This window comes from Paenibacillus sp. FSL R7-0345 (assembly GCF_038595055.1).
GTDB lineage: Bacteria > Bacillota > Bacilli > Paenibacillales > Paenibacillaceae > Paenibacillus_AQ.
The window spans coordinates 5,211,178-5,234,133 of record NZ_CP152002.1; the positions used below are offsets into that span (position 1 = coordinate 5,211,178).

Annotated in this window: 23 protein-coding genes; 2 read left to right on the top strand and 21 right to left on the bottom strand. The window is 52.8% G+C overall.

Annotation, left to right across the window (positions count from 1 at the left end):
- The 6 genes from carA to NST84_RS22585 all read right to left on the bottom strand — a co-directional run bounded on the left by carA (position 1) and on the right by NST84_RS22585 (position 6,034).
- The gene (gene carA / locus NST84_RS22560) at positions 1 to 1,179 is read right to left on the bottom strand and encodes a glutamine-hydrolyzing carbamoyl-phosphate synthase small subunit (RefSeq protein ID WP_342562372.1); all 1,179 of its coding nucleotides are present in this window, start codon (positions 1,177 to 1,179) and stop codon (positions 1 to 3) included.
- Between the two features lie 67 nt (positions 1,180 to 1,246).
- Entirely contained in the window at positions 1,247 to 2,527 is a 1,281-nt protein-coding gene (locus NST84_RS22565) for a dihydroorotase (RefSeq protein ID WP_342566496.1), read from the bottom strand.
- Positions 2,528 to 2,646: 119 nt separating this feature from the next.
- Positions 2,647 to 3,555 (bottom strand): aspartate carbamoyltransferase catalytic subunit, encoded by a 909-nt coding sequence (locus tag NST84_RS22570; RefSeq protein WP_342562373.1) that lies wholly within the window; start codon positions 3,553 to 3,555, stop codon positions 2,647 to 2,649.
- Positions 3,556 to 3,557: 2 nt separating this feature from the next.
- Positions 3,558 to 4,121 carry a bifunctional pyr operon transcriptional regulator/uracil phosphoribosyltransferase PyrR gene (gene pyrR / locus NST84_RS22575; protein WP_342562374.1) on the bottom strand — a complete coding sequence of 188 codons (564 nt, stop codon included), beginning with the start codon at positions 4,119 to 4,121 and terminating at the stop codon, positions 3,558 to 3,560.
- 915 nt (positions 4,122 to 5,036) lie between these two features.
- Positions 5,037 to 5,300, bottom strand: coding sequence for a hypothetical protein (locus NST84_RS22580; protein WP_342562375.1), 264 nt, complete (start codon positions 5,298 to 5,300; stop codon positions 5,037 to 5,039).
- A gap of 92 nt (positions 5,301 to 5,392) precedes the next feature.
- Positions 5,393 to 6,034 carry a GyrI-like domain-containing protein gene (locus NST84_RS22585; RefSeq protein ID WP_342562376.1) on the bottom strand — a complete coding sequence of 214 codons (642 nt, stop codon included), beginning with the start codon at positions 6,032 to 6,034 and terminating at the stop codon, positions 5,393 to 5,395.
- Positions 6,035 to 6,221: 187 nt separating this feature from the next.
- Between NST84_RS22585 and NST84_RS22590 the strand changes: the two genes are divergently transcribed.
- On the top strand, positions 6,222 to 6,788 hold the full coding sequence (locus NST84_RS22590) for a GNAT family N-acetyltransferase (protein ID WP_342562377.1): 567 nt from the start codon (positions 6,222 to 6,224) through the stop codon (positions 6,786 to 6,788).
- Between the two features lie 88 nt (positions 6,789 to 6,876).
- Here NST84_RS22590 and NST84_RS22595 read toward each other — a convergent pair whose 3' ends face one another.
- The 3 genes from NST84_RS22595 to lspA form a co-directional block, all read right to left on the bottom strand.
- Positions 6,877 to 8,130, bottom strand: coding sequence for an LL-diaminopimelate aminotransferase (locus NST84_RS22595; protein WP_342562378.1), 1,254 nt, complete (start codon positions 8,128 to 8,130; stop codon positions 6,877 to 6,879).
- A gap of 129 nt (positions 8,131 to 8,259) precedes the next feature.
- On the bottom strand, positions 8,260 to 9,234 hold the full coding sequence (locus NST84_RS22600) for an RluA family pseudouridine synthase (RefSeq protein WP_342562379.1): 975 nt from the start codon (positions 9,232 to 9,234) through the stop codon (positions 8,260 to 8,262).
- The gene (gene lspA, locus NST84_RS22605) at positions 9,227 to 9,730 is read right to left on the bottom strand and encodes a signal peptidase II (RefSeq protein WP_277471195.1); all 504 of its coding nucleotides are present in this window, start codon (positions 9,728 to 9,730) and stop codon (positions 9,227 to 9,229) included. The genes NST84_RS22600 and lspA overlap by 8 nt, the downstream gene beginning before the upstream one ends.
- Positions 9,731 to 9,950: 220 nt before the next feature.
- Between lspA and NST84_RS22610 the strand changes: the two genes are divergently transcribed.
- On the top strand, positions 9,951 to 10,682 hold the full coding sequence (locus tag NST84_RS22610; protein ID WP_342562380.1) for a TraR/DksA C4-type zinc finger protein: 732 nt from the start codon (positions 9,951 to 9,953) through the stop codon (positions 10,680 to 10,682).
- 34 nt (positions 10,683 to 10,716) lie between these two features.
- Here the strand turns inward: NST84_RS22610 and NST84_RS22615 are convergent, their stop codons facing one another.
- The 12 genes from NST84_RS22615 to spoIIGA all read right to left on the bottom strand — a co-directional run bounded on the left by NST84_RS22615 (position 10,717) and on the right by spoIIGA (position 22,846).
- Positions 10,717 to 11,019 (bottom strand): DUF5665 domain-containing protein, encoded by a 303-nt coding sequence (locus tag NST84_RS22615; RefSeq protein WP_342566497.1) that lies wholly within the window; start codon positions 11,017 to 11,019, stop codon positions 10,717 to 10,719.
- Between the two features lie 461 nt (positions 11,020 to 11,480).
- The gene (ileS, locus tag NST84_RS22620; RefSeq protein WP_342562381.1) at positions 11,481 to 14,573 is read right to left on the bottom strand and encodes an isoleucine--tRNA ligase; all 3,093 of its coding nucleotides are present in this window, start codon (positions 14,571 to 14,573) and stop codon (positions 11,481 to 11,483) included.
- Between the two features lie 1,223 nt (positions 14,574 to 15,796).
- A complete protein-coding gene (locus tag NST84_RS22625; protein WP_342562382.1) occupies positions 15,797 to 16,282 on the bottom strand; it encodes a DivIVA domain-containing protein in 486 nt (161 codons plus the stop codon).
- Between the two features lie 264 nt (positions 16,283 to 16,546).
- Positions 16,547 to 17,329, bottom strand: coding sequence for a YlmH/Sll1252 family protein (locus NST84_RS22630; protein ID WP_342562383.1), 783 nt, complete (start codon positions 17,327 to 17,329; stop codon positions 16,547 to 16,549).
- A 4-nt stretch (positions 17,330 to 17,333) separates the two neighbouring features.
- Positions 17,334 to 17,603 (bottom strand): YggT family protein, encoded by a 270-nt coding sequence (locus NST84_RS22635; RefSeq protein ID WP_342562384.1) that lies wholly within the window; start codon positions 17,601 to 17,603, stop codon positions 17,334 to 17,336.
- Between the two features lie 7 nt (positions 17,604 to 17,610).
- Positions 17,611 to 18,054: a cell division protein SepF gene (gene sepF, locus NST84_RS22640; protein ID WP_342562385.1), complete on the bottom strand. Its 444-nt coding sequence runs from the start codon at positions 18,052 to 18,054 to the stop codon at positions 17,611 to 17,613.
- Positions 18,054 to 18,746: a YggS family pyridoxal phosphate-dependent enzyme gene (locus tag NST84_RS22645; RefSeq protein ID WP_342566498.1), complete on the bottom strand. Its 693-nt coding sequence runs from the start codon at positions 18,744 to 18,746 to the stop codon at positions 18,054 to 18,056. Before NST84_RS22645 ends, sepF begins: the two co-directional genes overlap by 1 nt.
- Positions 18,747 to 18,757: 11 nt before the next feature.
- Positions 18,758 to 19,612: a peptidoglycan editing factor PgeF gene (gene pgeF, locus NST84_RS22650; RefSeq protein ID WP_342562386.1), complete on the bottom strand. Its 855-nt coding sequence runs from the start codon at positions 19,610 to 19,612 to the stop codon at positions 18,758 to 18,760.
- 127 nt (positions 19,613 to 19,739) lie between these two features.
- A complete protein-coding gene (locus NST84_RS22655; protein ID WP_342562387.1) occupies positions 19,740 to 20,084 on the bottom strand; it encodes a YlmC/YmxH family sporulation protein in 345 nt (114 codons plus the stop codon).
- A gap of 160 nt (positions 20,085 to 20,244) precedes the next feature.
- A complete protein-coding gene (gene sigG / locus NST84_RS22660) occupies positions 20,245 to 21,027 on the bottom strand; it encodes an RNA polymerase sporulation sigma factor SigG (RefSeq protein ID WP_039875939.1) in 783 nt (260 codons plus the stop codon).
- 76 nt (positions 21,028 to 21,103) lie between these two features.
- Complete coding sequence (gene sigE / locus NST84_RS22665; RefSeq protein WP_068726422.1) at positions 21,104 to 21,826, bottom strand: RNA polymerase sporulation sigma factor SigE; 723 nt, start codon at positions 21,824 to 21,826, stop codon at positions 21,104 to 21,106.
- 63 nt (positions 21,827 to 21,889) lie between these two features.
- On the bottom strand, positions 21,890 to 22,846 hold the full coding sequence (spoIIGA, locus tag NST84_RS22670; RefSeq protein ID WP_342562388.1) for a sigma-E processing peptidase SpoIIGA: 957 nt from the start codon (positions 22,844 to 22,846) through the stop codon (positions 21,890 to 21,892).
- Positions 22,847 to 22,956: the final 110 nt, after the last annotated feature.

Consider the following 22,956-nt stretch of genomic DNA (forward strand, 5'->3'; position numbering starts at 1 on the left):
TTATAGAGCTCCTTTCACGGCTTCAAGCTTCGTTGTTAGTTTAGGTGCCGTGATTCTGGCATTGGCAGCAAGCTGTGCCTGGCGTGAACCGGCAGGCGTCTTCGCTTTGTGATCGGCAATCATCTGCAGGAAACGGTCGAACAGATAGCTGCTGTCATGCGGTCCCGGCGCTGCTTCCGGATGGTATTGCACCGAAAAGGCAGGGTACCGGCTATGCTTCAGCCCTTCAATGGTCTTGTCATTATTGTTGATGTGCGTCACTTCAAGCTCGGTGCTCTGCACAGATTCTTCATTAACGGTGTAGCCGTGGTTCTGCGAGGTGATGAAGCAGCGTCCGCTTTCAAGCTCCTTAACCGGGTGGTTACCGCCGCGGTGGCCGAATTTCAGCTTCTCGGTGTCTGCGCCGCAGGCAAGTGCGAACAATTGGTGGCCCAGGCAGATGCCGAAGATCGGATATTCGCCAAGCAGCTCGGAAATGGTGTTCACAGCATAAGGTACATCTTTCGGGTCCCCAGGGCCGTTGGACAGCTGGATGCCGTCAGGGTTCAAGCGGCGGATTTCGTCCGCAGTTACATCATGAGGCACAACCACTACATCACAGCCGCGGTTGTTCAGTTCACGGAGGATACCCGTCTTCGCGCCGTAATCAACCAGCACGATCCGCTCCTTTGTTCCAGGGCTGCTATAGCTTGTAGTAGTAGAAGTGCGGGCAACCTGGTTGCGCAGCTCTTCAATAGTCGTGTCGCCCATCATTTCCATCAGTTCTTCTACACGCTTGTTAGAAGTAGTCAGAATGGCTTTCATCGTTCCGTAGTGGCGGATAATGCGGGTCAGCATCCGGGTATCGATCTCGCTGATCCCTGGAATGCCGTATTCCTTCAACAGGTCATCCACACTGTATTCAGCGCGCCAGTTGCTTGGCACATCTTCATGGCGGCGTACAACAAAGCCGTGTACAAAAGGACGCACGGATTCAAAATCATCACGGGTAATACCGTAGTTCCCGATCAGCGGATATGTCATGGTTACGATCTGTCCGCAGTAGGATGGGTCCGACAGCACCTCCTGATAACCTGTAATCCCTGTGTTAAAAACAACCTCGCCTGTCATTTCGCCCTCAGCGCCAAATGCGGTCCCTGTAAACAGCGTTCCGTCCTGAAGCAGCAATCTTGCCTGCATTTCCTTCCACTCCTTCTTGTTTCTGTAGTCTGATTCTATTGTCTCTATCCTGATCCAGTCAGGATCGTTAGTTAGCTTTCGTCCAGACGGCCTTGCCGTCTACCCAGGTTGCTACCGGCCAGCCTTTCAGCTTCCATCCGGTGAACGGTGTATTGCGTCCCTTAGTAGCAAAAGTGGCCGGGTCTACCACCTGCTCTTCATTCAGGTCAATCAGTGTCAAGTCAGCCGGCGCACCTACTGCCAGACTGCCTGTGTTCAGCCGGAACACGCGGGCCGGATCAGCGGTCATCCGCTGTACCAGCAGGGACAGATCCCATTTGCCTGTCGCTACAAAAGCGGTATACAGCAGCGGGAAGGCTGTCTCGAAGCCGACGATGCCAAACGGCGCAAGCTGCATGCCCTTGGCTTTTTCTTCTTCGCTGTGCGGCGCATGGTCCGTTACGATGATGTCAATCGTTCCGTCCAGCAGCCCCTCGATGCAGGCTTCCACATCGCGGCGGGAGCGCAGCGGCGGGTTCATTTTCCAGTTGGCATCCATTCCCGGGATATCCTCTTCAGAGAGCAGCAGATGGTGCGGACATACCTCAGCGGTTACTTTAATGCCGATTTGCTTGGCCTGGCGGATCAGCCGAACCGACTGCTCTGTGCTGACATGGCAGACATGGTAGTGTACGCCTGTCGCTTCAGCGAGCAGAATGTCGCGTCCGACATGAATGGCTTCCGACTCGTTCGGGATCCCCTTCAGACCATGCTTCGTGGCAAAAGTACCTTCATTCACCGCACAGCCCTCGACCAGCGAATCATCCTCACAGTGAGCGATGACCGGCATATCCAGGCTTGCTGCCAGCTTCATCGCATCCTTCATCATCTGAGCAGTCTGTACACCCACACCGTCATCCGTAAAGCCGATCGCTCCGGCTTCCTTCAAGGCGGCAAAGTCCGTCAGCTCGCGGCCAAGCTCATTTTTGGTGATTGCCGCATATGGCAGTACTTTAACGAGTCCGGCTTCACGTGCTTTTTCCTTTACCAGCTCGACGATTTCGGGAGTGTCAGTCACCGGCCGGGTGTTCGGCATGCAGGCGATGGTGGTGAATCCGCCCTTGGCCGCAGACCGTGCGCCGGTTTCAATCGTTTCTTTATGCTCAAAGCCCGGCTCGCGCAGATGCACGTGCATATCGATCAGGCCCGGTACCAGCAGCTTGCCTTCCGCATCTACAATCTCACCGGATTCTTCTGCCGGAAGCTCACTTTCAACCGCTGTAATGATTCCGTCCTGAACCACGATGTGCTTGACTTCCAGTTCGCCGTCTTTGTTCAATATGCTGGCGTTTCTAATGATCACGATGATGATTCTCCTTTTGCCTGCAAGCCGCAGCTCCAAGCTCTGTTTGTATTATATAATAAAAATTCATCTTTGTGTATATTTATTAATCCATTTATGTCAGGTTTTTTTGGTGCCAATCTCTTCTACTGAAGTGCACGCTCCATGACAGCCATTCTTACCGGTACACCGTTCGCCATCTGCGGGAAAATCCGTGACTGGCCGCTCTCGACCACCGCATCATCGATCTCCACATTGCGGTTCACCGGTGCCGGATGCATGATGATTGTGTTCTTATCCAGCTTAGCCGCCCGCTCTTCTGTGAGTCCGTACTGCTTGCGGTACTCATCAGCTGACTGTAGAATGCCCGTTGCGTGGCGCTCCAGCTGCACTCTCAGCATCATAACCACGTCCGCCTTCAGTGCTTCTTCTATACTAACGTAGGGTGCATACTGTGCCAGTTCAGGTGCCTTCATACTGTCCGGTGCGCAGAACTGCACGCTTGCTCCCAGCTTCGTCAGTCCCCAGAGGTTCGAGCGGGCCACCCGGCTATGCATAATGTCCCCTATAATCGAAACTTTGAGGCCCTTCAGCTCGCCAAAATTTTTGGTCATCGTATACATGTCCAGCAGCGCCTGGGTCGGATGCTCGTTGTTTCCGTCTCCGGCATTGATCAGCGGGATGGATACCTTCTCCGCCAGCTGCTGCAGCACGCCTGCAGGCTTCAAACGCACAACTCCGGCGTCGATCCCCATCGATTCCAGTGTGCGCACTGTATCGTAGATCGACTCGCCTTTTTCTACACTGGAAGCTGCCGCCGTAAAATTCAGCACTTGCACCCCAAGGCGTTTCTCAGCCATTTCAAAGGAAAAGCGGGTCCGTGTGCTGTTTTCAAAAAACATATTAGCTACAAACTGTGATCTCAGCACCGGTGTCAGCTTCTCAGCCTGATTATCCCAATACGCGGTTCTGTTCAAAAGCTGCAGAAGCTCTGTCCGGTCCAGCTCTTTAATCCCCAGCAGACTGCGTTCCTTCACCTTGGTTGCTGTCATCATTGTTATCTTTCCTCCCGGTTGGAAATAATGTAAACCTCGTCTTTGCCGTCGTATTCCGTAAGCGAAACTTCAATTTCTTCATGCCTGGAGGTCGGCACGTTTTTGCCGATGTAGTCCGGCCGGATCGGCAGCTCGCGGTGTCCGCGGTCGGCCAGTACAGCCAGCTGAATCATCCGCGGCCGTCCGCAGTCCATCAGGGCATCCATCGCTGCGCGGATCGTCCGTCCGGTGTACAGCACATCGTCGAACAAGATCACTTTCTTGTCGCGGATGCCGCCGCTGCCTTCCGGAAGCTTCAGCATGCTCTCGGCTGCCTCCCGGTTGTCTCCGCCTTCGCGGTCATCCCGGTAGTGCGTGATGTCGAGCTCACCCCAGGCGATTTCTACGCCCTCAATTTCTTTGATCCGCTCTGCGATCCGTTGTGCCAGATACACCCCGCGGGTGCGGATGCCGACCAGCAGACAATTCTCGATACCTTTGTTTTTCTCCAAAATCTCGTGCGCAATGCGCGACAGCGCCCGGCGGATTGCCGTTTCATCCATAATTACGTTTTTCTCGGTAGCCATTTATCCAGCCATCCTTTCGCTTGTACGCCCGTTCAAGCCCCCGGAAAACAAAAAACTCCTTGCCCAAAGCAGGCAAGGAGTGAAATCCGCAGATTAAAAAAGATGGCGTGTCCGCGCGCATAAAGAGGCTATCCGTACTCATACGGATCCCATCCATTTGTCGCGAACCTCGATTCACGTTACCTTGCCAGCCTCACGGGACTGAATTAAAGGCGCATATTCAACTAAAGGGAATTATGACAGAAGTTTGTCTTGGTGTCAAACCGGGAAATATTTACAGGTGATGGGAGCGAACAGGTAAAGGTGAGTGACGCTATTGAGTGAGAGGTATGCTGGTAGCTTATACTGTTTGGTGCCGGGCGCTGCTGGAGGGGAGTGGACTTCCGGCCGCTGTTATGTTTGGATTTCCTGATTTAAACCGCTGGCCGCGGCAGAAATCCAAACTTTGCTCATGCTTACGAAGCGAGCTTTCCTGCGGAAAGCTTTCAGGCGGACGCTCCGCTCCTCCAGTTCCAAAATCCCCTCCGCGCTTCCACCTGAACAGTAGACTTTCCCAGTTCGGGGAGGAAGAGCAGCAAAGTGATGACGGCTGGGGCTGTGCCCCCAGCGTCACCAGGCAAATACTATAGGCGAGGCGTCCCGGATCTCACTTTGTTAACAAATAAGTCTATCTAAGTGGAAATTTGCCATCTAATTTACCGGTGAAACCCTCTTCCCAGAGACTAGTTGGAAAAACGACACTTAATTATGCTGAAATACCCTATCGCGCGATAAATAGCCCGATCTAGATGCCTTTTTTCCAACTAATGGCCGCAGATAGCGGAAAATACCGGATTTAAGTGGCAAAAATCCAACTAGATTGGTTGGGACCTTAAACACAAACGGTAGGAGACATCAGCGGCAAAAAACGCCGGCTTACTTTAAAAGACTAATGAGGATTAGAGCTACGACGATCAGGGGGATGCCATACACAACAGCATAGCCCATGTAGCGAATTGGTGTAGGGAAGCTGCTTAAGCTAACCCGCTGCAGCGGGCCACCGGCCTCAATCCGCTGCTGGAGCAGCAGCTGTTCGTCAATATAAGCTCCTGTATGACGTTGCATAACAGGGAGGGAAGCCAGCTGCCCGGCGGGTTCAACGTCGTCATTTTCAAGCTGTCTGGATTCTGAATGCTTCACGCACATCACTCCTCCGGTTTACACTGCACAGGCTCACTCTGTACTTACCCAATCCCCGATCCCATTACCTGCCGAGCTCAAATTTAACAGTATTAATCAGCCTTCCGCACAGGATGCCGCACAATCGTTTTCAGCTTTGCTATATCCGACTTGCGCGGGTCGGACAGATAAATCTCATGATGCTTCCGGATGTCCGACAGGTCACACAGCAGCCCGTTAGCAGCAATGTAGCTGTTCATTTTCTCCACTGTCGCCGGTTCATCATCATAGCTGCCGATATGCATGCACTGGACACACAGTCCCTCCGTAAAGGTTACAAGCCGCGCTTTAACAACATCGACCTGCGGTTTTTTACGGCTTACCGTCTCCACAGCAGCAGCATACACCTGCTCATTCACAAACTCAGGCTGACGGATCATCGCGGTCCAGCAGAACTTGTCCTTTCGTGTGTAATCCACCCCGTGAATGCCCTCCTGCCACCACTGGCCCTCCAGCGGAGGCACGACGTACTCGAAGTATCCCTCTGGCGCCGGACCGCTTTTAGGAGCCATTTTAATCGCATACGACAGCGCATAGAGGATTTCTACAGCCCGCTGGTATTCTCCCGCCGGCTCATTTGGATCACCCTGTCCGTCCACCTGGATGAAAGTCATTTCCGGCACATCAATAACACCAGGCACAGTTTTGGGCTGGTATAGCTCCTTATTTGCTTTTTTAAAATCCAGCTTCTCCATATGTACACCTCTTCATTTAGGCTTATACCAGCATTCTACCCCATTGAAGTAGACATCTATATGTCATATTCCGTGTCAGCCGGTAAAATAAATGATCACTCAGCGGCTTTTTCCTATCCCCTCTGCCTTGCCTTTTTTTACTATCCCCCTCCTCGTCTGTTATGATCATTCCGGAGGCGACTTGACGATGAACATGGAGCTAATAACGATTGCAGAGTGGAATGATGAGCTGTGGAAAGCCGTAGAGCCGGTATACCGAGAAGCTTTTCCCAGCGGAGCCAAGCCGGAAAAGATCCTGCACAGCATGCTGGACCGGGGAATCGCTTATCTGCACACAGGGATGATAGATGAACAAGCAGCCTCGATGGCTGTTACAGGTGTCATTAATGGAAAAGAGGGCTGGCGGCTCATCATTGATTATCTGGCAGTCAGCCGGGAAGTGCGCGGACAGGGAGCCGGTACGCTACTGCTGAATAAGATCGTGGAATGGGCGCAGAAGGAGCATGGCGTGCAGGGCGTCATTATCGAGGCGGAATCCGGAACGTCAGAGGAGCATCAGGAGCGGATTCATTTTTGGGAAAAGAACGGCTTCATCCTTACTCCTTACGTGCATCAGTACATCTGGGTACCGGAGCCGTACCAGGCCATGCTTAAGCCGCTTGCACCGGAAGTTACAGTAAATGATAACGGAGAATCTTTGTTCAAATACATCAACGCTTTTCACAAAAAGGCGTACCGTCCGCCGGCAAAATAATCCTGCAACATCTGCTTCCACTATGACCTTACACTACCTTAGTCAAAAAAAGCCGCCGCAGTCTGTTAAGACCGCAGCGGCTTTATCATTAAAATTCGAATTCAACGTCGCTCAGACGTCTTTGAATTTCGGAGATTACACGTTTCTCTTCTTCCTCACCCTTAGCTACAAAGGTAACGGAGAAACGCACGAACGGGCCGGCATCATCCCAAGGCACGGTGGAGATCAGCTTTTCGCGGATCAGGAACTGGGAGAAATCTTCACCGGATTCGAAGCGGCGTCCGCCTTTGACACCCTTAGGTGCGGCTACATACAGGAAGAACGATCCCTTCGGTTTCTCGGCTTTGAAGCCCAGGCTGTTCAGTGCATCCACCAGCATGTTGTGGCGGCGGGAATACTTGTCAGCAATCGCTTCAGTAATCTGCGGGTTAGCCAGACCGTAAGCGGCAGCCTTCTGGATCGCGATGAACTGGCCGGAGTCGTTGTTGTCCTTAACGTCACTGAACGCTTTTACGATCAGCGGGTTACCGGCAACAAAACCAATTCTCCAGCCGGTCATGTTATAGGACTTGGACAGGGAGTGCAGCTCCACGCCGACATCCTTGGCACCAGGTACGGACAGGAAGCTCAGCGGCTTCACGCCGTCATAAGTTAATGCTGCGTAAGGAGCATCGTGAACGACTACAACATCATACTTCTTAGCCCAGACTACTACCTCAGCGAAGAACTCAGGAGTTGCACTTGCGCCGGTAGGGTTGTTCGGATAGTTCAGGTAGAGCAGCTTCGCTTTGCGGGCAATGTCCTCCGGAATGGAGTTCAGGTCAGGCAGGAAGTTGTTCTCCTTCTTAAGCTCGACAGTATAGACTTGTCCGCCCAGGTATTTGGTGTGGGTACCAAGTACAGGATAACCCGGAATGGTCATGATCGTGATGTCGCCCGGATTGATAAAAGCGGATGGCAGCATAGCCAGGGCCGGCTTCGAACCGATGGAGTGAACCACTTCTGTTACTGGATCGATGCCTTCAACCTGGAATACTTCCTTCAGGTAAGCAGCTGCTGCCGCTTTGAATTCAGGAATCCCGTTATCGGAGTATCCGCGGTTTTCTTCTTTCGCTGCTTCTTCAGCCAGCTTGGCAACAATGCCTGCGTCTGCCATTTCGTCCGGCTCGCCTACGCCCATGTCGATCAGTTCGATATCAGGAAAGTCCTGTTTTGCCGATGCTTTGGCGCGTTTGATTTTTTCAAATTTATAGATGTTGGTATCCTTGCCGTAGTTAGCGCCGCCGATGCGGTCAGCAAAATTACTCTGAATAAAAGTGTTCTGGTATTGTTCAATACTCATATCCTTGTTCTCATCTCCTGGCATTATTTATATCCATGAAACCCATGAAGGACTATTCTACATCCTATAATATAAATATGAACCAAAACTGCCGGCAAAACCATGGATTTATCATCACTTGATTTGTACTTATCTGCTTCTCAGCTGGAGCAGCAAATCTTCCATATCTGCAGGGATCGGCCGGCTGTACTCCATATATTCACCGGTTGAAGGATGCACAAAGCCGAGTATAGCCGCATGTAGTGCCTGTCCGTTCATAGTAATGCCTTTGCTGCGGCCGTACACCGGATCTCCTACCAGCGGATGACCGATAAATTTCATATGCACACGGATCTGATGCGTACGGCCAGTCTCCAGCTGCAGCTCCAGCAGGGTACAATCTCCCAGTCGTTCCAGCACGGTAAAATGAGTCACCGACTTCTTGCTGTTCTTCTCGGTTACGGTATACAGCTTGCGGTCGTGGGGATCGCGGCCGATCGGCGCATCCACTGTTCCCTTGTCGTGCGACACGTTACCGTGTACAACAGCGATATAACGGCGGGTCACGCTATGCTCTTTCAGCTGGGCAGCGAGCGAGGCGTGGCTGGCATCGTTTTTGGCGGACATAATCAGTCCTGAGGTGTCTTTGTCAATACGGTGCACAATACCCGGGCGGATCTCGCCGTTGATGCCGGACAGATCCTTGCAATGATACATCAGCGCATTGACCAAGGTACCTGAAGGATGCCCGACAGCCGGATGCACAACCATGCCGCGCGGCTTGTTAATTACGATAACATCGCTGTCTTCGTAGACAACATCAAGCGGAATATCCTCCGGCACCAGGTCAGCCACTTCCGGTTCCGGTACGGATACAGCAACCAGGTCGCCCGCTGACAGCTTATAATTCGCTTTTACAGGAGCGCCGTTTACCGTAACATGTCCATTTGTAATCCATAGCTGTACCTGTGAGCGGGAAATGTCCTCTTCCCAGGATTCGGTGATGTATTTATCAATCCGTTCCTTGGCGTTTTCTGCTGCAACCGTCCACGCGGTGACGTCCTTATCCTCCTCAGAGGCTCCTCCAGCCGCCAATTCGCCAAAGTCCTTGTTCAAATCATTCATTCCCTTCTTTTACTTCCTTCGACTCTTTCACTTCGGTAATTTCCTCTCCGCCCTTCACATCACGCAGCGTGTCCAGAATAATCAGCGCTACCCCGATTACAATACAGGAGTCGGCCACGTTAAAGATCGGGAAGGTGTAGCTGCCGAAATTGAACATGAGAAAATCTACGACCTCTCCGTTCAGCAGCCGGTCCAAAAAGTTGCCGATTGCTCCGCCAAGCACCAATGCCAGCGCTGTAGGCAGCAGCTTGCGGGTCTTCCGGGCTTTGTTCAGGTACCAGATGATGCCGATCACAACAACAGTTGTAATTAGAATAAAGAACCACTGCTGACCCTGAAGAATGCCGAAAGCGGCTCCACGATTGCGGTGTGAGGTAATAATGAAGAAATCATTAATAACCGGAATCTGCTCACCGAGCTCCAGCCGGGTAGCAATCACATATTTGGTACCCTGGTCAATCAAAAACACAATTAGCGCAATCAGAAAGTACACCACAGAAGTTGTCACTCCGTTCTTATTTTTCCCGCAGCAGCGGTACGAATACTGAATAAAGACTTGTATATTGTAGCACAGGCCTCAAGAACCCGTCTATTAATGGCTTAGGCAATCTGCACCAGGCTAAAAACATTTTCCAGCGGTAAAATGGCGCCTCTCCGGTCAAGCTATCCTTGAAGGAAGGGTTTCGATAAAAGCAATTGAGAGGAGCAAAAGTCCCATGAGTCACCTGACATCAGAGCAGCTGGCCCACCTGCACCAGGAACTGCTTCAGCAGCAGGAGGACATAAGCCACCGTCTGCAAAATAATGAGCACTACGGACTGCAGGAGTCGCTGCGTGATCATACCGGCGAGCTGTCCGTTATCGACAATCATCCCGGTGATGCGGCAACAGAGCTGTACCACCGCTCAATGGATATCTCGCTTGTAGAGCGGGATGAACATGAGCTGGAGGAAATTGATGATGCCCTGGGCGCAATGGAAGAAGGCAGTTACGGGAGCTGTGCTGTCTGCGGCGGGGATATCCCGTATGAACGGCTGTCCGTTGTTCCCTCGACCCGGTTCTGCAAAGAGCATAACCCGCGCCAGTTCTCGCCTTTTACCCGGCCTGCGGAGGAAGAGTTCCTGTCTCCGCCATTCGGGCGGACAAGCCTGGATGAACGCGAAGAACAGAACGGGTTCGACGGCGAAGATGCCTGGCAGATTGTTGAAAGCTGGGGCAGCTCGAACTCTCCGGCCATGGCCGAAGATAATGAAATCCGCTCCTATAATGACATGGAGATTGAGGCGGACGAAACCGAGGGCTTCGTCGAGCCGTGGGAGAACTTTGTTGCAACCGACATCGCCGGCAATCATCTGACCATCATCAAGGGCAACAGCTACCGTCACTACATGGACACAGAGGAAGGCGATTACCTGCTTGACCCGAACGGAAAAAGATCAAAGGAGTAGCTGCGGCTGCTCCTTTTTCTATTTTGAAAGCATGCTAAAACGTCTTCAGCTCCAGCTGATGCTGCACGATCCGCACAATATCAGCGATGTAATCCCCGATAATCGGCAGATTAAGCGCACCCAGCACCTGCAGAACATAAATGATTGTCGCTGCAAAAAAGGTGAACCCAAGCGCAATCCCCACCCCGCGTGCCGTCCCCGATAAAACATTCAGCCAGATCAGGCGGAACGGGGAGTGCAGCAGCTCGGTATACTCGGCAATCCGCGCCTTCTCCATCTGCTGGGCCAGTCCGGTTGTCAGCCGGTAGACGGCATTCAGCTTTTCCTCCGGGCTAATGGCGGGTTCCTGTCCCTGTCCTGCTCCAGAATGCTCCCGTCCCGTCTCCTGCGGGTTCTGCCCGGACGTTCCGCCGCCATCCCCGGTTGTCTTAACCGTGATTCTCCCGCCTTGTACAGATTGCCTGCTCTCCTCATGCCTGTCCTTCAACCTTACCAGCTCCCTTACCCAGCATAACTGCATTCCCTGACAAGTAGAAACGGCTATGCCGTCCTTCAGAGAAGGCGGTAACCGTTTCTGCGAGAAATATAAGGATTATTGATAGCGTACAACATATAAATTCTTATATTCACATAAAAAGCCCGCCCCCCCGGAGAAAAGCTCTCCAGGGACACGGACTGCTCATGCGGCGCATACCCAAGAAAGTACATGTCCCTGAAGTCAGGGCTATCTGGACTTTTCTTCTTATGCCGCTAGTATATGCCAATTCGGGACAGGTAATGCACCTGCTGCCGGGGGGCTTAGCCTTTGATAAAAATGCCGATTGTTTTACCGCTGACATCCACGGTTTCGAAGCTATGGTCACCGTCAAAAGCAAGCTCAGCAACCAGTACGTTGTCACGCAGCACATGCTCAAAAGCAGTTACTGCCGCTTTCAGCTCCTCGTCCAGCTGCAGGGTCAGGTCGATTCGCTTCTCGATCGCAAGATCCAGGCGTTTGCGGTAATCCTGCACCGCACGGATGATCTCACGCACCCAGCCCTCCTGCTCCAGCTCAGGCGTGATCTCGGTGTTCAGCGCTACAGTCAGACCGTAGCCGGAAGCTGCAGCAAAGCCGGATTTGGCCTGCTTCTCAACCAGCAGCTCTTCCGCTGTAATCTGCAGCTCTTCGCCTTCCGGTGAAACAACATTTACAACACCATCAGTAACCACTTTGCGGGTAGCATCGCTATCCATGCCTTTCAGGAAGCCTTGGATGAAGCCGACGTTTTTGCCGTATTTTTTACCGGCTACTTTGAGGTTCAGCTTCAGGGTGAAGTCAACAAAGCCGCTGTCGCTGTTCTCCAGGACAATAGATTTTACATTGATCTCATCCTTGATGATCTCTTCGTAGTCGGCGATATCAAAGTCACGGTCCAGCGACACGATCAGCTCGGACAGCGGCTGGCGGTTCTTGATCCCGGTCTCGTTACGCACGTTGCGGGCCAGCTCGACAATGCCTCTGGCGCTTTCCATATCGCGTTCCAGCTCAAGGTCGATCAGGCTTTCGTCCGCTTTTGGATAGTCAGCCAGATGCACGCTTTCCCCGCCGCCCAGGTTCGTAAAGATATCCTCGGACAGCATCGGTGTGAACGGAGCCATCAGCGTAGCTGTCTTGAGCAGAACGTGAGTCAGGGTGCGGTAAGCATCCAGCTTCTCTTCGCCCAGTCCGCTGCCCCAGAAACGGTCACGGGAACGGCGGATGTACCAGTTGCTCAGCTCATCGACGAAGTTCTCAACCGCTTTGGACGTGTTAACAAAATCGTTAACGGCCAGGCCTTTATCCACGAGCAGGATCAGGCTGTTCAGGCGGGAAAGAATCCAGCGGTCCAGCTTGTGCCCGGATACCTTGAACGGATGCTCCGCAGGATCATAGCCGTCGATGCCGGCATACAGCGTCAGGAACGCATGCGTATTAACAAGCGTATCCACTACCTTGGATTTGGTCTCACCGACCAGGCCCCGCGAAAAGCGTTTGTTATTCCAAGGCGCACTGTCGGACAGGATCGCCCAGCGGAACGCGTCAGTACCGTATTCGTTCATGATTTCCCACGGGTCGATTACGTTGCCTTTGGATTTGGACATTTTTTGGCCGTTCTCGTCGAAGATGTGGCCGTGAGCGATAACTGCCTTGTAAGGCGCTTTGCCCTTGAACAGCGTCGATACCGCCAGCAGGCTGTAGAACCAGCCGCGCGTCTGGTCGATCCCTTCACAGATCATATCCGCCGGATACTGGTCTTCAAAGGTCTCATTATTTTCGAACGGATAGTGGCTCTGGGCGAACGGCATCGAGCCGCTGTCGAACCATACGTCAATTACTTCCGGTGTGCGTACCATCACGCCGCCTTCACTGAACGGGCTGCGCAGCTGGATGTTATCCACATAAGGCTTATGCAGCTCTATGTCCTCAGGCACCTCGCCGATGGCCATTGAACGCAGCTCCGCGATGCTGTGCGGCGCAAATTCCTTGCCCGTATCCTGACAGACCCACACGTTCAGCGGAGTTCCCCAGTAGCGGTTACGGCTGATGTTCCAGTCAACCAGCTCTTCCAGGAACTTGCCGAAGCGGCCTTCACGCACATGGTCAGGGTACCAGTCTACCGTGTTATTGTTAGCGATCAGCTGATCCTTGATCGCTGTTGTCTGAATGAACCAGCTGTCTGTTGCATAATAGAGCAGCGGTGTATCGCAGCGCCAGCAGAACGGATAGCTGTGCTCGTATTTTTCTTTATTGTAGAGCAGTCCTTTTTCGGACAGCACCTTGATGATATCCAGATCAACATCCTTCACGAACCGACCGGCAAAATCACTCACCACAGCGGTATACTTACCGGAAGTGTCTACTACATTCACGAAGCTGATACCGTTCTCGCGGCAGCTCTTGTAGTCATCCTCACCATGCGCAGGAGCCATGTGTACGATCCCTGTACCGCTTGAATTCGTAACAAAGGATGCGCCTACGATTACATTGTGCTTCTCAGCCTTGATGTAGCTGAACGGCGGAGTATAGCTCTGGCCGATAAAGTCCGCACCTGTGTGAGTGGACAGGATCGTGTATTCGCCCTTCAGCACTTCATCCACCAGGTTCTTCGCCAGGATATACACACCGTCTTCCTGCTCTGCACGTACATATTCCATCTCAGGGTTCATAGCCAGCGCCATATGCGCCGGAAGCGTCCAAGGTGTAGTCGTCCAGGCCAGCACATAATCTCCACTGCCTTCGAGCTTGAACTTGGCTGTAGCACTCAGATCCTTAACGGTCTTGTAACCCTGCGCCACCTCATGGGAGCTCAGCGTCGTCTGACAGCTAGGGCAATACGGGCTGACGCGGTGTCCGCGGTACATCAGGCCTTTGTCATGAACAGTCGCCAGGATGTTCCACACGCTCTCGATGTACGTGTTATCCAGTGTTACATACGGATTATCCAGGTCAGTCCAGTACCCGATCGCTTCCGTAAATTCACGCCACTGCTTCTCGTAGCCGAAGACACTGTCCTTACATTCCTTGATGAATTTCTCAATGCCGTACTCTTCGATCTCCTGCTTGCCGGAGATGCCGAGCTTCTTCTGTACGCCGAGCTCAACCGGCAGGCCGTGGGTATCCCAGCCTGCTTTACGCACGACGCGGAAGCCCTTCATTGTCTGGTAACGGCCGATGAAGTCCTTGATAACGCGGCCCAGCACGTGCCCGATATGCGGCACTCCGTTCGCTGTCGGCGGTCCTTCATAGAACACATAGTTCGGGCGGCCCGCCCGGTTCTCCATCGATTTGCGGAACGTATCCTCGTCGCTCCATTTCTTCAAGATGCGGACATCTCTCGCCCGCGCCTTTTCTTTGACGTCTACTTTTTGCATTTGAGGGTCAATCCTTTCAATGGTGTAATCTGAAACCCAGTTTCAACAGCTTTTTCGATCCCCCTAAATCCCCCTTAGCCAAGGGGGACCCCGAGGGCCCCGGCCCTCTGGACACCCGGAAAGTTGTCTAGTTCCGGGACAGAGCCGGTATGGTTGTTAATTTGGTTGTAAGCCCCGCTTACCGCCGCAAGCGGCCCGCTCTACCTCAGGCACGCTAGTCGCGCCGCTTGCTTGTGCCTTTGCTCTTGTAGGGGCACCCGCCCCGCGATCCCGTAGGGCAGCGCCGGGCGGGTCGCCTTGGGCGGCGGGGCGCAGCCGCCGCTTGCTTGTGCCTTTGCTCTTGTAGGGGCACCCGCCCCGCGATCCCGTAGGGCAGCGCTGGGCGGGTCGCCTTGGGCGGCGGGGCGCAGCCGCCGCTTGCTTGTGCCTTTGCTCTTGTAGGGGCACCCGCCCCGCGATCCCGTAGGGCAGCGCTGGGCGGGTCGCCTTGGCGGCGGGGCGCAGCCGCCGCTTGCTTGTGCCCTTGCTCTTGTTGGGGCACCCGCCCCGCGATCCCGTAGGGCAGCGCTGGGCGGGTCGCCTTGGGCGGCGGGGCGCAGCCGCCGCAATCCCTAAGGGCAAGGCCCCGCAGGCGTCCCCGCCAGGGGAGCCTAAGAAGGGCCGCTCCCCCGCCGCAATAATCCTTCCCGTCTGCCACCGTAAACTCCACACTCGGAGCCCTTGTTGCGGGTGTCCAGAGGGCGGCCAGCCCTTGGGGTCCCCCTTCGGAAGGGGGATTTAGGGGGATCGCGTCCCGCAACGACAAACAAGCGTCCCCCCGCCCCCAAAGGGGCGAGACGACGCTCGCGATACCACCCTAATTCTGTGCCTGACGCACTTCCTTAGGGGGAGTGAATGCAGCACAATCTCAGTTCCGCACAAATACTGCTATGCGGGTCCGGGATAACGTCCGGCAGACGGCATAAACCTACGCACGATTAAATCGCTTCGGCTCAGCTTCTAGGGGAAGATCTTCCGTTAAGGCTTGAACAACCGGCTCGCAGCACCGCCGGCTCTCTGGAGAACATAACCTTATCGTACTTGGTCCCGTCATCGAATACATATAAACTTTACACAGATATGTTCTAGTTATAGACGTTTTAAGAAAAAATGTCAACACCGCAAACGTCTAGTCATCTTATCATTCCATGCATACTGGCTCATCTTAACGCCGGCAGTCCTGATCAGAGTAGGTTGTCGCTGGTCTCACGGCCCTCAAGCGCGCTCCAGTCATCCTGGGAGAGCAGTTCCAGCTGCGCTTCCACCAGCGTCCGGAACCGGGTGCGGTAGATGGAAGCCTGCTTGCGCAGCTCTTCGGTTTCAATCGAAATCTTGCGGGACTTGGACAAGGCCTCATTGATGATCCGGTCAGCGTTTTTCTCGGCTTCCTTGATAATCAGCTGGGATTCCTTCTTGGAATTGTTCTTTACATCATCGGCTGCTTCCTGGGCGACAATAATCGTTTTGGATAAGCTTTCCTCAATGTTCACAAAATGATCGAGACGATCCTGAATGGACAGAAGCTGGTTCTGCAATTCTTTATTTTCGCGAATGACGCTTTCGTAATCCTTGATAACCTGATCAAGGAATTCATTGACCTCATCTTCATCATAACCACGGAGTCTCCGGGAGAACTCCTTGTTATGTATATCGAGTGGCGTTAATGGCATGCTGTGCACCTCCTAGAAATTTCGGACCTTGTGCGACTCTGGACGTTATTGTGTCCCGATGACGCAGAAGAAAGACTAAACTGCAAAAAGAATCGAATGCTTCGTCCCGTTTGAAGGAGGCAGCCGGTTCTCCTGCCAGAATCCCATTCCGGATGAAGCTCTAGGAGCGCCTTGGTTACAAATAATGGCGTCCGACTTTCAAAACATTTGCATCCCCTGAGGATAATGAATTTCGACAAGCGCCTGCAGATTCCTGCTGGACGCTCAGACAAATTTACCGACCCGGACCCGGTAACGGCCTTTTTTGGTCAGACTGCCAACCTCCAGAACCTTAAACCGGCCAAATCCCTGAATAGACACCATATCCCCGTCTTTCAATCCACAGGAAGGATCTTCCTCTACTTTCCAGTTGACCCGGACGCGCCCGGCTTTAATCGGAACCAATATTTTGCTCCGGCTAAGCCGGGTCACATCCGCAGCAATTCCATCAAGCCGTAAAGAAGCGACCGTAAGCTCCACCGTTTCCAGCTTGGCCGCCATTGTGCGTAAGCCGGAAACGGGCAGAATCTCTGTCGAAACATTAACCCGGTGCACACCGGTCAGATTCATGGACAGGTAATCAGCGATGTCCGAGGCTACGACAACATGACATCCGTCCTCCAGCACATGAATATCACCGATCTTGCCTCTTTTGATCCCAAGTCCCAGAATAGCCCCCATGTAGTCGCCATGCTCCAGGGTTAGAAACTTCTGCTCTCCGGAGGAAATGCTGAGAACCTTCAGCTCCATGTCTTCATCCGTTAGATCACGGTAATCGGGAGCAACCAGCGCCCGCTTCCGTTCAGCATCTTCAGATCCGCCTTCCCAGCGCACTTCCACATCAGGATGGCGGTTCACCAGTGTCTGCAGAATATAGCCCTGCCGGGGGTCCAGAAACTCTGTCAGCTTCATCTCATGATATTCTCCGGCATGGCTGACCCATTCCCAGGCTTTATCCACAAATTGCCGTTCATCAGGATGAAAATGCCCGTAAACTTCATTTCTCATCATTTTAGCCGAAAATCATTGCCACGATGGAGTGAAGTCCGACAACAGCAAAACGCAGCACGAACAATGCAACAATCGGGGAAATATCCAGCGTCCCGAACAACGGGGGAATGATCCGCCGGAACGGGCTCAAATAAGGTTCAACAAGCTTGCCGAGCAGTTCGCCGATGAAATTTTCCCGAAGATTCGGCAACCAGGACATGAGAATGTATATAATAATCATGAAATAGTAAATCTGAAATAGAATGTTAATAATGGAAGATATTTCGTTCAAAGCCTGTTCACCTCATTTTATTGTAATCTTGATCGTCTCCCAGAATTTCCGTTATGGAGCCTTGAATTTCAACGGTATCCGGTGTGCACATAAATATATTGCCCCCAATCTTGGATATTCCTCCACCCAGGGCATAAACAGTTCCGCTAAGAAAATCGATAATCCGCATCGCCTGGTCATTGCGCACACGCTGCAGATTGATTACAACGGTGCGGTGCGAACGCAGATGATCGGCAATTTCCTGTGCTTCCTCATAAGAACGGGGCTCATACAGTACGACCTTCACATTTTTTTGTGAATGGATACTGACGACATTCGCCCGCTGATTTTTGCGGGTTTCTACAGGGGCCGGTTCGTACTCTTCCTCATCACGGGCAATCTGCTCCCGTTCCACAACTTCCTCTTCCTCCTGCAAGCCCAAAAAATTCATAAACCGGTTCATCACGCGCATCAAGCTCCCTCCTCGTGACCTACTAATACCGTACCCAGGCGCACCCAGGTGGCTCCTTCCTCTATCGCCACTTCAAAATCATTCGACATTCCCATCGACAGCTCTTGTATAGGCTCAGGTGTCAAAGCCAGCAGATTCAGCTCATCACGCAGCTGGCGCAGTCCGCGGAATACCGGACGTGTAAGCTCCGGATCCTCCTCATGCGGTGCCATTGTCATCAATCCGATTACCTTGATCCGCTGCAGCGGGGCAATTTGCCGCAGGAATTCCGGCACAGCTTCCGGCGGCAGTCCAAACTTCGAATCTTCTCCGGAAATATTCACCTGGAGAAATACCTTTACATCAATACCGGCGGCATCGGCTTTCTTCTGTAGTTCCTGTGCCAATGATAACCGGTCCAACGAATGTATATATTCAAATTTGCCGATAACGTCTTTAACCTTATTGGTCTGCAGATGACCGATGAAGTGCCAGGTCCCTTTGTCTCCCAGTACATTCCACTTATGCTCTGCATTCTGCCAGCGGCTCTCGGCAATATCCTCAAGACCTGCCTCCAAAACTTCCGCCACCGTCTTCAGCGATACATATTTCGTCACTGCGATTACCTTGACGTCATTTACATCCCGGCCGCTTGCCGCGCAGGCCCGTGCCACACGTTCTTCTACAGCGGCGATTCTTTCCTGCAGTGTCAACACAGCCAACTTCAACTCTCCTTTATTCCGATCCAGCTCGTCATTCTTCCTGTTACTCCCTGTTCCTTACGGTATGAAAAGAACACATCGGGATTACAGCTTGTACACCATGTTGTACATTCGATATGAGTCGGCAAAATTCCTGCTTTAATCATAATGCGTCGGTTCATTTCTTTCAAGTTCAGCATCCTTTTGTCCTTAGCACTCTGCGATAAGCTGTACAATAGCGGTGCAGCCTCCGCTGAAGCCGGCTCAGGCAGCGTATCTTCCAGCGCACGGACAGGATTCATCACGAAGTCATCGACCTCATAGCAGCAATCACCGATTGACGGGCCTATAGCAGCTAAAATATCCCCGGGACGGCTCCCATAGGATTCAGCCATTTGTTCTACCATTGCCCCGGCAATTTCCGCCACGGTCCCCTTCCAGCCTGCATGTGCCAGGCCTGCCGCCCGCTGTACAGGATCATAAAAGTACAGCGGCACACAATCCGCATAAAAGGAAGTAAGCAGCACACCCGGTACATTGGTCAGCAGTCCGTCCGTAGACTGGAACGCTGAAGCCCTGTCCCGGCTGCCGCGCCCGCGGCCGGCTGCCGTCACGACCGCTATATGTTTTCCGTGGGTCTGCTCCCCACAGGTCCAGTCCTCCAGGCTAAAGCCCAGACTCTCCGCAAGCAGCCGCCGGTTGCTGAGCACATCTTCCGGATCGTCACCAACATGAAAAGCACAGTTAAAGCTGTCATACGGCGCCTTCCCGGCTCCGCCCTGTCTTCCTGTAAACCCGGCAGTAATCTCTGTATACTCCTGCCAGGGCTCCAGCTGCAGCCGCACAGGCAGCCCCTTAGTTTGAATAAACGGTTCCATTCTCTCACCTCCGCTTAAGTGTACCCTACAATATGAGGCCAGGTCTACGAGGCCTGCTTGAGCGCCTGGTACGGAAGCATCCTTTCCCAAGCTCTTTACCACAAAGAGATAAAAAAGACGCACCTCATTAATAAGTGCGCCGTTCACTGCGGTCCCCCCGCTCCAGGTACATCGTTTCACGCTCATCCTGACCCTGCGGCATCCTGGCCTCTTCAATTTTGACAAGCACAACATCCGCACCAATCTTGACGATATTCCGCCATGGGATAATCAGGTCGGTCCCGCCTCCAAACAGCCCCATAAAGCGGCTGTAGCCGGGAACAATGACTGCATCAATCACACCCCGGCGCAGGTCCAGCTCGAGATCGCTGATCTGTCCCAGCCGTTTTCCATCCACAATATTGATGACATCCTTCGTCTGGAAATCAGAGATTTTCATTTTTTTGCCTGAATTAAAGGAATCCTCGTTCATCCCACCACTCCTGTACAATCAGACCTATAGCTGAGTATATGTCCTTCAGGCTTGGCAACATGCAGAATGAATTGCGGAAGATGCTGTGCCGCATTACAAAAGGGTATCCACCGGCTTGAACACGCCTTATGCGGATACCCCTGTTTTTTTATCGTCAGCTTTAAGACTTTACATGCTTCTGCATCTGCTGGATGGCCGACTTCTCAAGCCGTGATACCTGGGCCTGTGAAATACCGATTTCATCCGCCACTTCCATCTGGGTTTTGCCTTCGAAGAAGCGCATGGACAAGATCCGTTTCTCCCGCTGGCCCAGCTTCCGCATAGCTTCACGCAGGGCAATTTCCTCGATCCATGAGACATCCTTGTTCTTGTCGTCACTGATCTGATCCATAACATAAATCGGATCTCCGCCGTCATGATAGATCGGCTCGAACAAAGAAACCGGGTCCTGGATAGCATCCAGTGCGAATACAACATCCTCTTTCGGTACGCCCAGCGCCTGGGAGATTTCAAAGATCGTCGGCTCCCGCGAATTCTGGTTGGTCAGGCTGTCACGGACCTGAAGCGCTTTGTAGGCAATATCCCGCAGCGAACGCGAGACCCTGATCGGATTGTTGTCCCTGAGATACCTGCGGATTTCACCGATAATCATCGGTACCGCATAGGTGGAGAACTTCACATTTTGCGATAAATCAAAATTATCGATGGCTTTCATCAGACCGATGCAGCCTACCTGGAACAGATCGTCCACGAACTCTCCCCGGTTGTTGAACCTCTGAATAACGCTAAGAACGAGTCTAAGGTTACCATTTACTAATTTCTCTCTGGCGGATCGCTCGCCCTGCTGCTGTAGCGAAGTGAACAGCTCCCGCATTTCCACGTTCGTCAGAACGGGCAGCTTGGAAGTATCCACACCGCAAATCTCGACTTTATTTCGGGTCATGATGATTTACCTCCCAAGGAGAAACATTACTGTACATTATCTCCCCGGCCCGGCATTTTATTCCTTGGTTTTTTGCTCACACCATCTTGTTGAATTCCTTGCGTAGCCGCTTGATAATTCTCTTTTCCAGCCGCGAGATATAAGATTGCGAGATTCCCAGCAGGTCGGCAACATCCTTTTGGGTCTTCTCCTCACCACCGCGCAGCCCAAACCGCAGCTCCATAATCAGCCGTTCCCGCTCGCTCAGCTTTTCCAGCGCCTTCTGCAGCAGCTTGCGGTCCACCTGCTCCTCAATATTGCGGTAAATCGTGTCATTTTCCGTCCCCAGCACATCCGACAGCAGCAGCTCATTACCATCCCAGTCGATATTCAGCGGCTCATCAAAAGACACCTCACTGCGTGTCTTGCTGTTACGGCGCAGATACATCAGGATCTCATTCTCAATACAGCGTGAGGCATAGGTGGCAAGCTTGATTTTCTTGTCCGGATCAAAGGTGTTCACAGCCTTGATCAGCCCTATGGCGCCAATGGAGACCAGATCCTCAATGTTGATGCCTGTATTTTCGAATTTGCGGGCAATGTACACTACCAGCCGCAGATTGCGTTCAATCAGCATGGCCCTCACCGCCGCGTCACCTGTAGACAGCCGCTGCAGGAGGTACTCCTCTTCTTCCCTTGTCAAAGGCGGAGGCAGCGCCTCGCTTCCCCCGATATAATAAATTTCCTGGCTTTTCAGCCCCAGCAGAAACAGCATCCGATAGTACTGCAGCTGCAGCGCAAGCTTCCATTTAACCATTATTGTTCCTCCTCCAAGAAGTGCACAGTTACCCCGGACGACCTCAGCCATCCTCGTGGGGTAAAATCAACAAGGCACTGCAGCTTCAGCCGCGTGCTCTCTTTGGGTCAGGTCAGGATGTATGACCGCCCGGTACGCGCCGTCTCCCGACAGTGTCCCGCCATCCAGCCCGATGAGCACTCTTTTGCTGCAGAAGATTTCCTCACCAAGCTTTATCTTCACCAGATCCGGCTTCATAGCGAGCATAAAGGCTGCCCCGCGGTTAATGCCCCTGTAAGGTACAAGCCGCATCCGGTCCTGCCATGCAAAAGACTGCCCGTCCGTTTCCAGTAAAAGCTGGTCCGCGCCCATTTGTGTCAGCTTCCCTTTCCAGGCGGCCGGCAAATGACCCTCCCATAGCGATGCTTCCATCACCATAACCGGAATGCGGGTCAGAGGATCATTCAGCCGGTTGCCTGTATCCAGCAGTCCGGGACAGACAACGCTTACGCCCTCAATTTCCACTGTTACCTCACCGATGTAGGATTCCAGCTGTTCTCTGCGTATCCGCGAAGAATGGATTAGCTTAAACAGCAGCAGGACGACAGGAAGCACTGCGAGCACGAACCAGAATCCGATTTTCAGCCGGTGGGCTTGGCCTCCGGTACTGGTAAACAGAATGCCGTTCCAGATGTCCCCTGAGCTCTGCAGCAGATAGTGAATGCCGAGAATACCGCCGGCCGCCGCGAAGTTAATGACATAGAAAGATCCCAGCGCGCGTAAATATCCCTGCAGGCTCTTGTATCTAAAGGCAATCAGCAGCATCATCACCGACAATCCGAACTTGATCAGAAAGGTGTAGAGAAAGGAAAGCTCCGGCACAAACATCATCACGACATACAATGCGCCGACCAGAGCAGAGAGCCCCAGCCTCCACCAGGAGACCTTAATCTTTACCAGCCAGGCGGTCAGCCATATGAGCACTCCGTCGATCAGCAGATTGGCGGCGAAAATCAGATCAATATAAACTACCAGTATTCTCACCTGCCTAAGAGCTGCTGTCTTCCAGGATGGAAGCAGGCTCTCTTTTTGGACGATAAGATTAGTATAGAAACTCCCGCTTTCAAAGTCTGTCTAAACATGGGGGGCGCTCA

Excerpts from the sequence above, each read along its gene's own strand:
- carA (WP_342562372.1), bottom strand. The coding sequence starts at position 1,179 with ATGCAGGCAAGATTGCTGCTTCAGGACGGAACGCTGTTTACAGGGACC.
- NST84_RS22570 (WP_342562373.1), bottom strand. The coding sequence starts at position 3,555 with ATGATGACAGCAACCAAGGTGAAGGAACGCAGTCTGCTGGGGATTAAA.
- pyrR (WP_342562374.1), bottom strand. The coding sequence starts at position 4,121 with ATGGCTACCGAGAAAAACGTAATTATGGATGAAACGGCAATCCGCCGG.
- NST84_RS22585 (WP_342562376.1), bottom strand. The coding sequence starts at position 6,034 with ATGGAGAAGCTGGATTTTAAAAAAGCAAATAAGGAGCTATACCAGCCC.
- NST84_RS22590 (WP_342562377.1), top strand. The coding sequence starts at position 6,222 with ATGAACATGGAGCTAATAACGATTGCAGAGTGGAATGATGAGCTGTGG.
- NST84_RS22595 (WP_342562378.1), bottom strand. The coding sequence starts at position 8,130 with ATGAGTATTGAACAATACCAGAACACTTTTATTCAGAGTAATTTTGCT.
- NST84_RS22600 (WP_342562379.1), bottom strand. The coding sequence starts at position 9,234 with ATGAATGATTTGAACAAGGACTTTGGCGAATTGGCGGCTGGAGGAGCC.
- NST84_RS22610 (WP_342562380.1), top strand. The coding sequence starts at position 9,951 with ATGAGTCACCTGACATCAGAGCAGCTGGCCCACCTGCACCAGGAACTG.
- ileS (WP_342562381.1), bottom strand. The coding sequence starts at position 14,573 with ATGCAAAAAGTAGACGTCAAAGAAAAGGCGCGGGCGAGAGATGTCCGC.
- NST84_RS22625 (WP_342562382.1), bottom strand. The coding sequence starts at position 16,282 with ATGCCATTAACGCCACTCGATATACATAACAAGGAGTTCTCCCGGAGA.
- NST84_RS22630 (WP_342562383.1), bottom strand. The coding sequence starts at position 17,329 with ATGAGAAATGAAGTTTACGGGCATTTTCATCCTGATGAACGGCAATTT.
- sepF (WP_342562385.1), bottom strand. The coding sequence starts at position 18,054 with ATGCGCGTGATGAACCGGTTTATGAATTTTTTGGGCTTGCAGGAGGAA.
- pgeF (WP_342562386.1), bottom strand. The coding sequence starts at position 19,612 with ATGGAACCGTTTATTCAAACTAAGGGGCTGCCTGTGCGGCTGCAGCTG.
- NST84_RS22655 (WP_342562387.1), bottom strand. The coding sequence starts at position 20,084 with ATGAACGAGGATTCCTTTAATTCAGGCAAAAAAATGAAAATCTCTGAT.
- sigG (WP_039875939.1), bottom strand. The coding sequence starts at position 21,027 with ATGACCCGAAATAAAGTCGAGATTTGCGGTGTGGATACTTCCAAGCTG.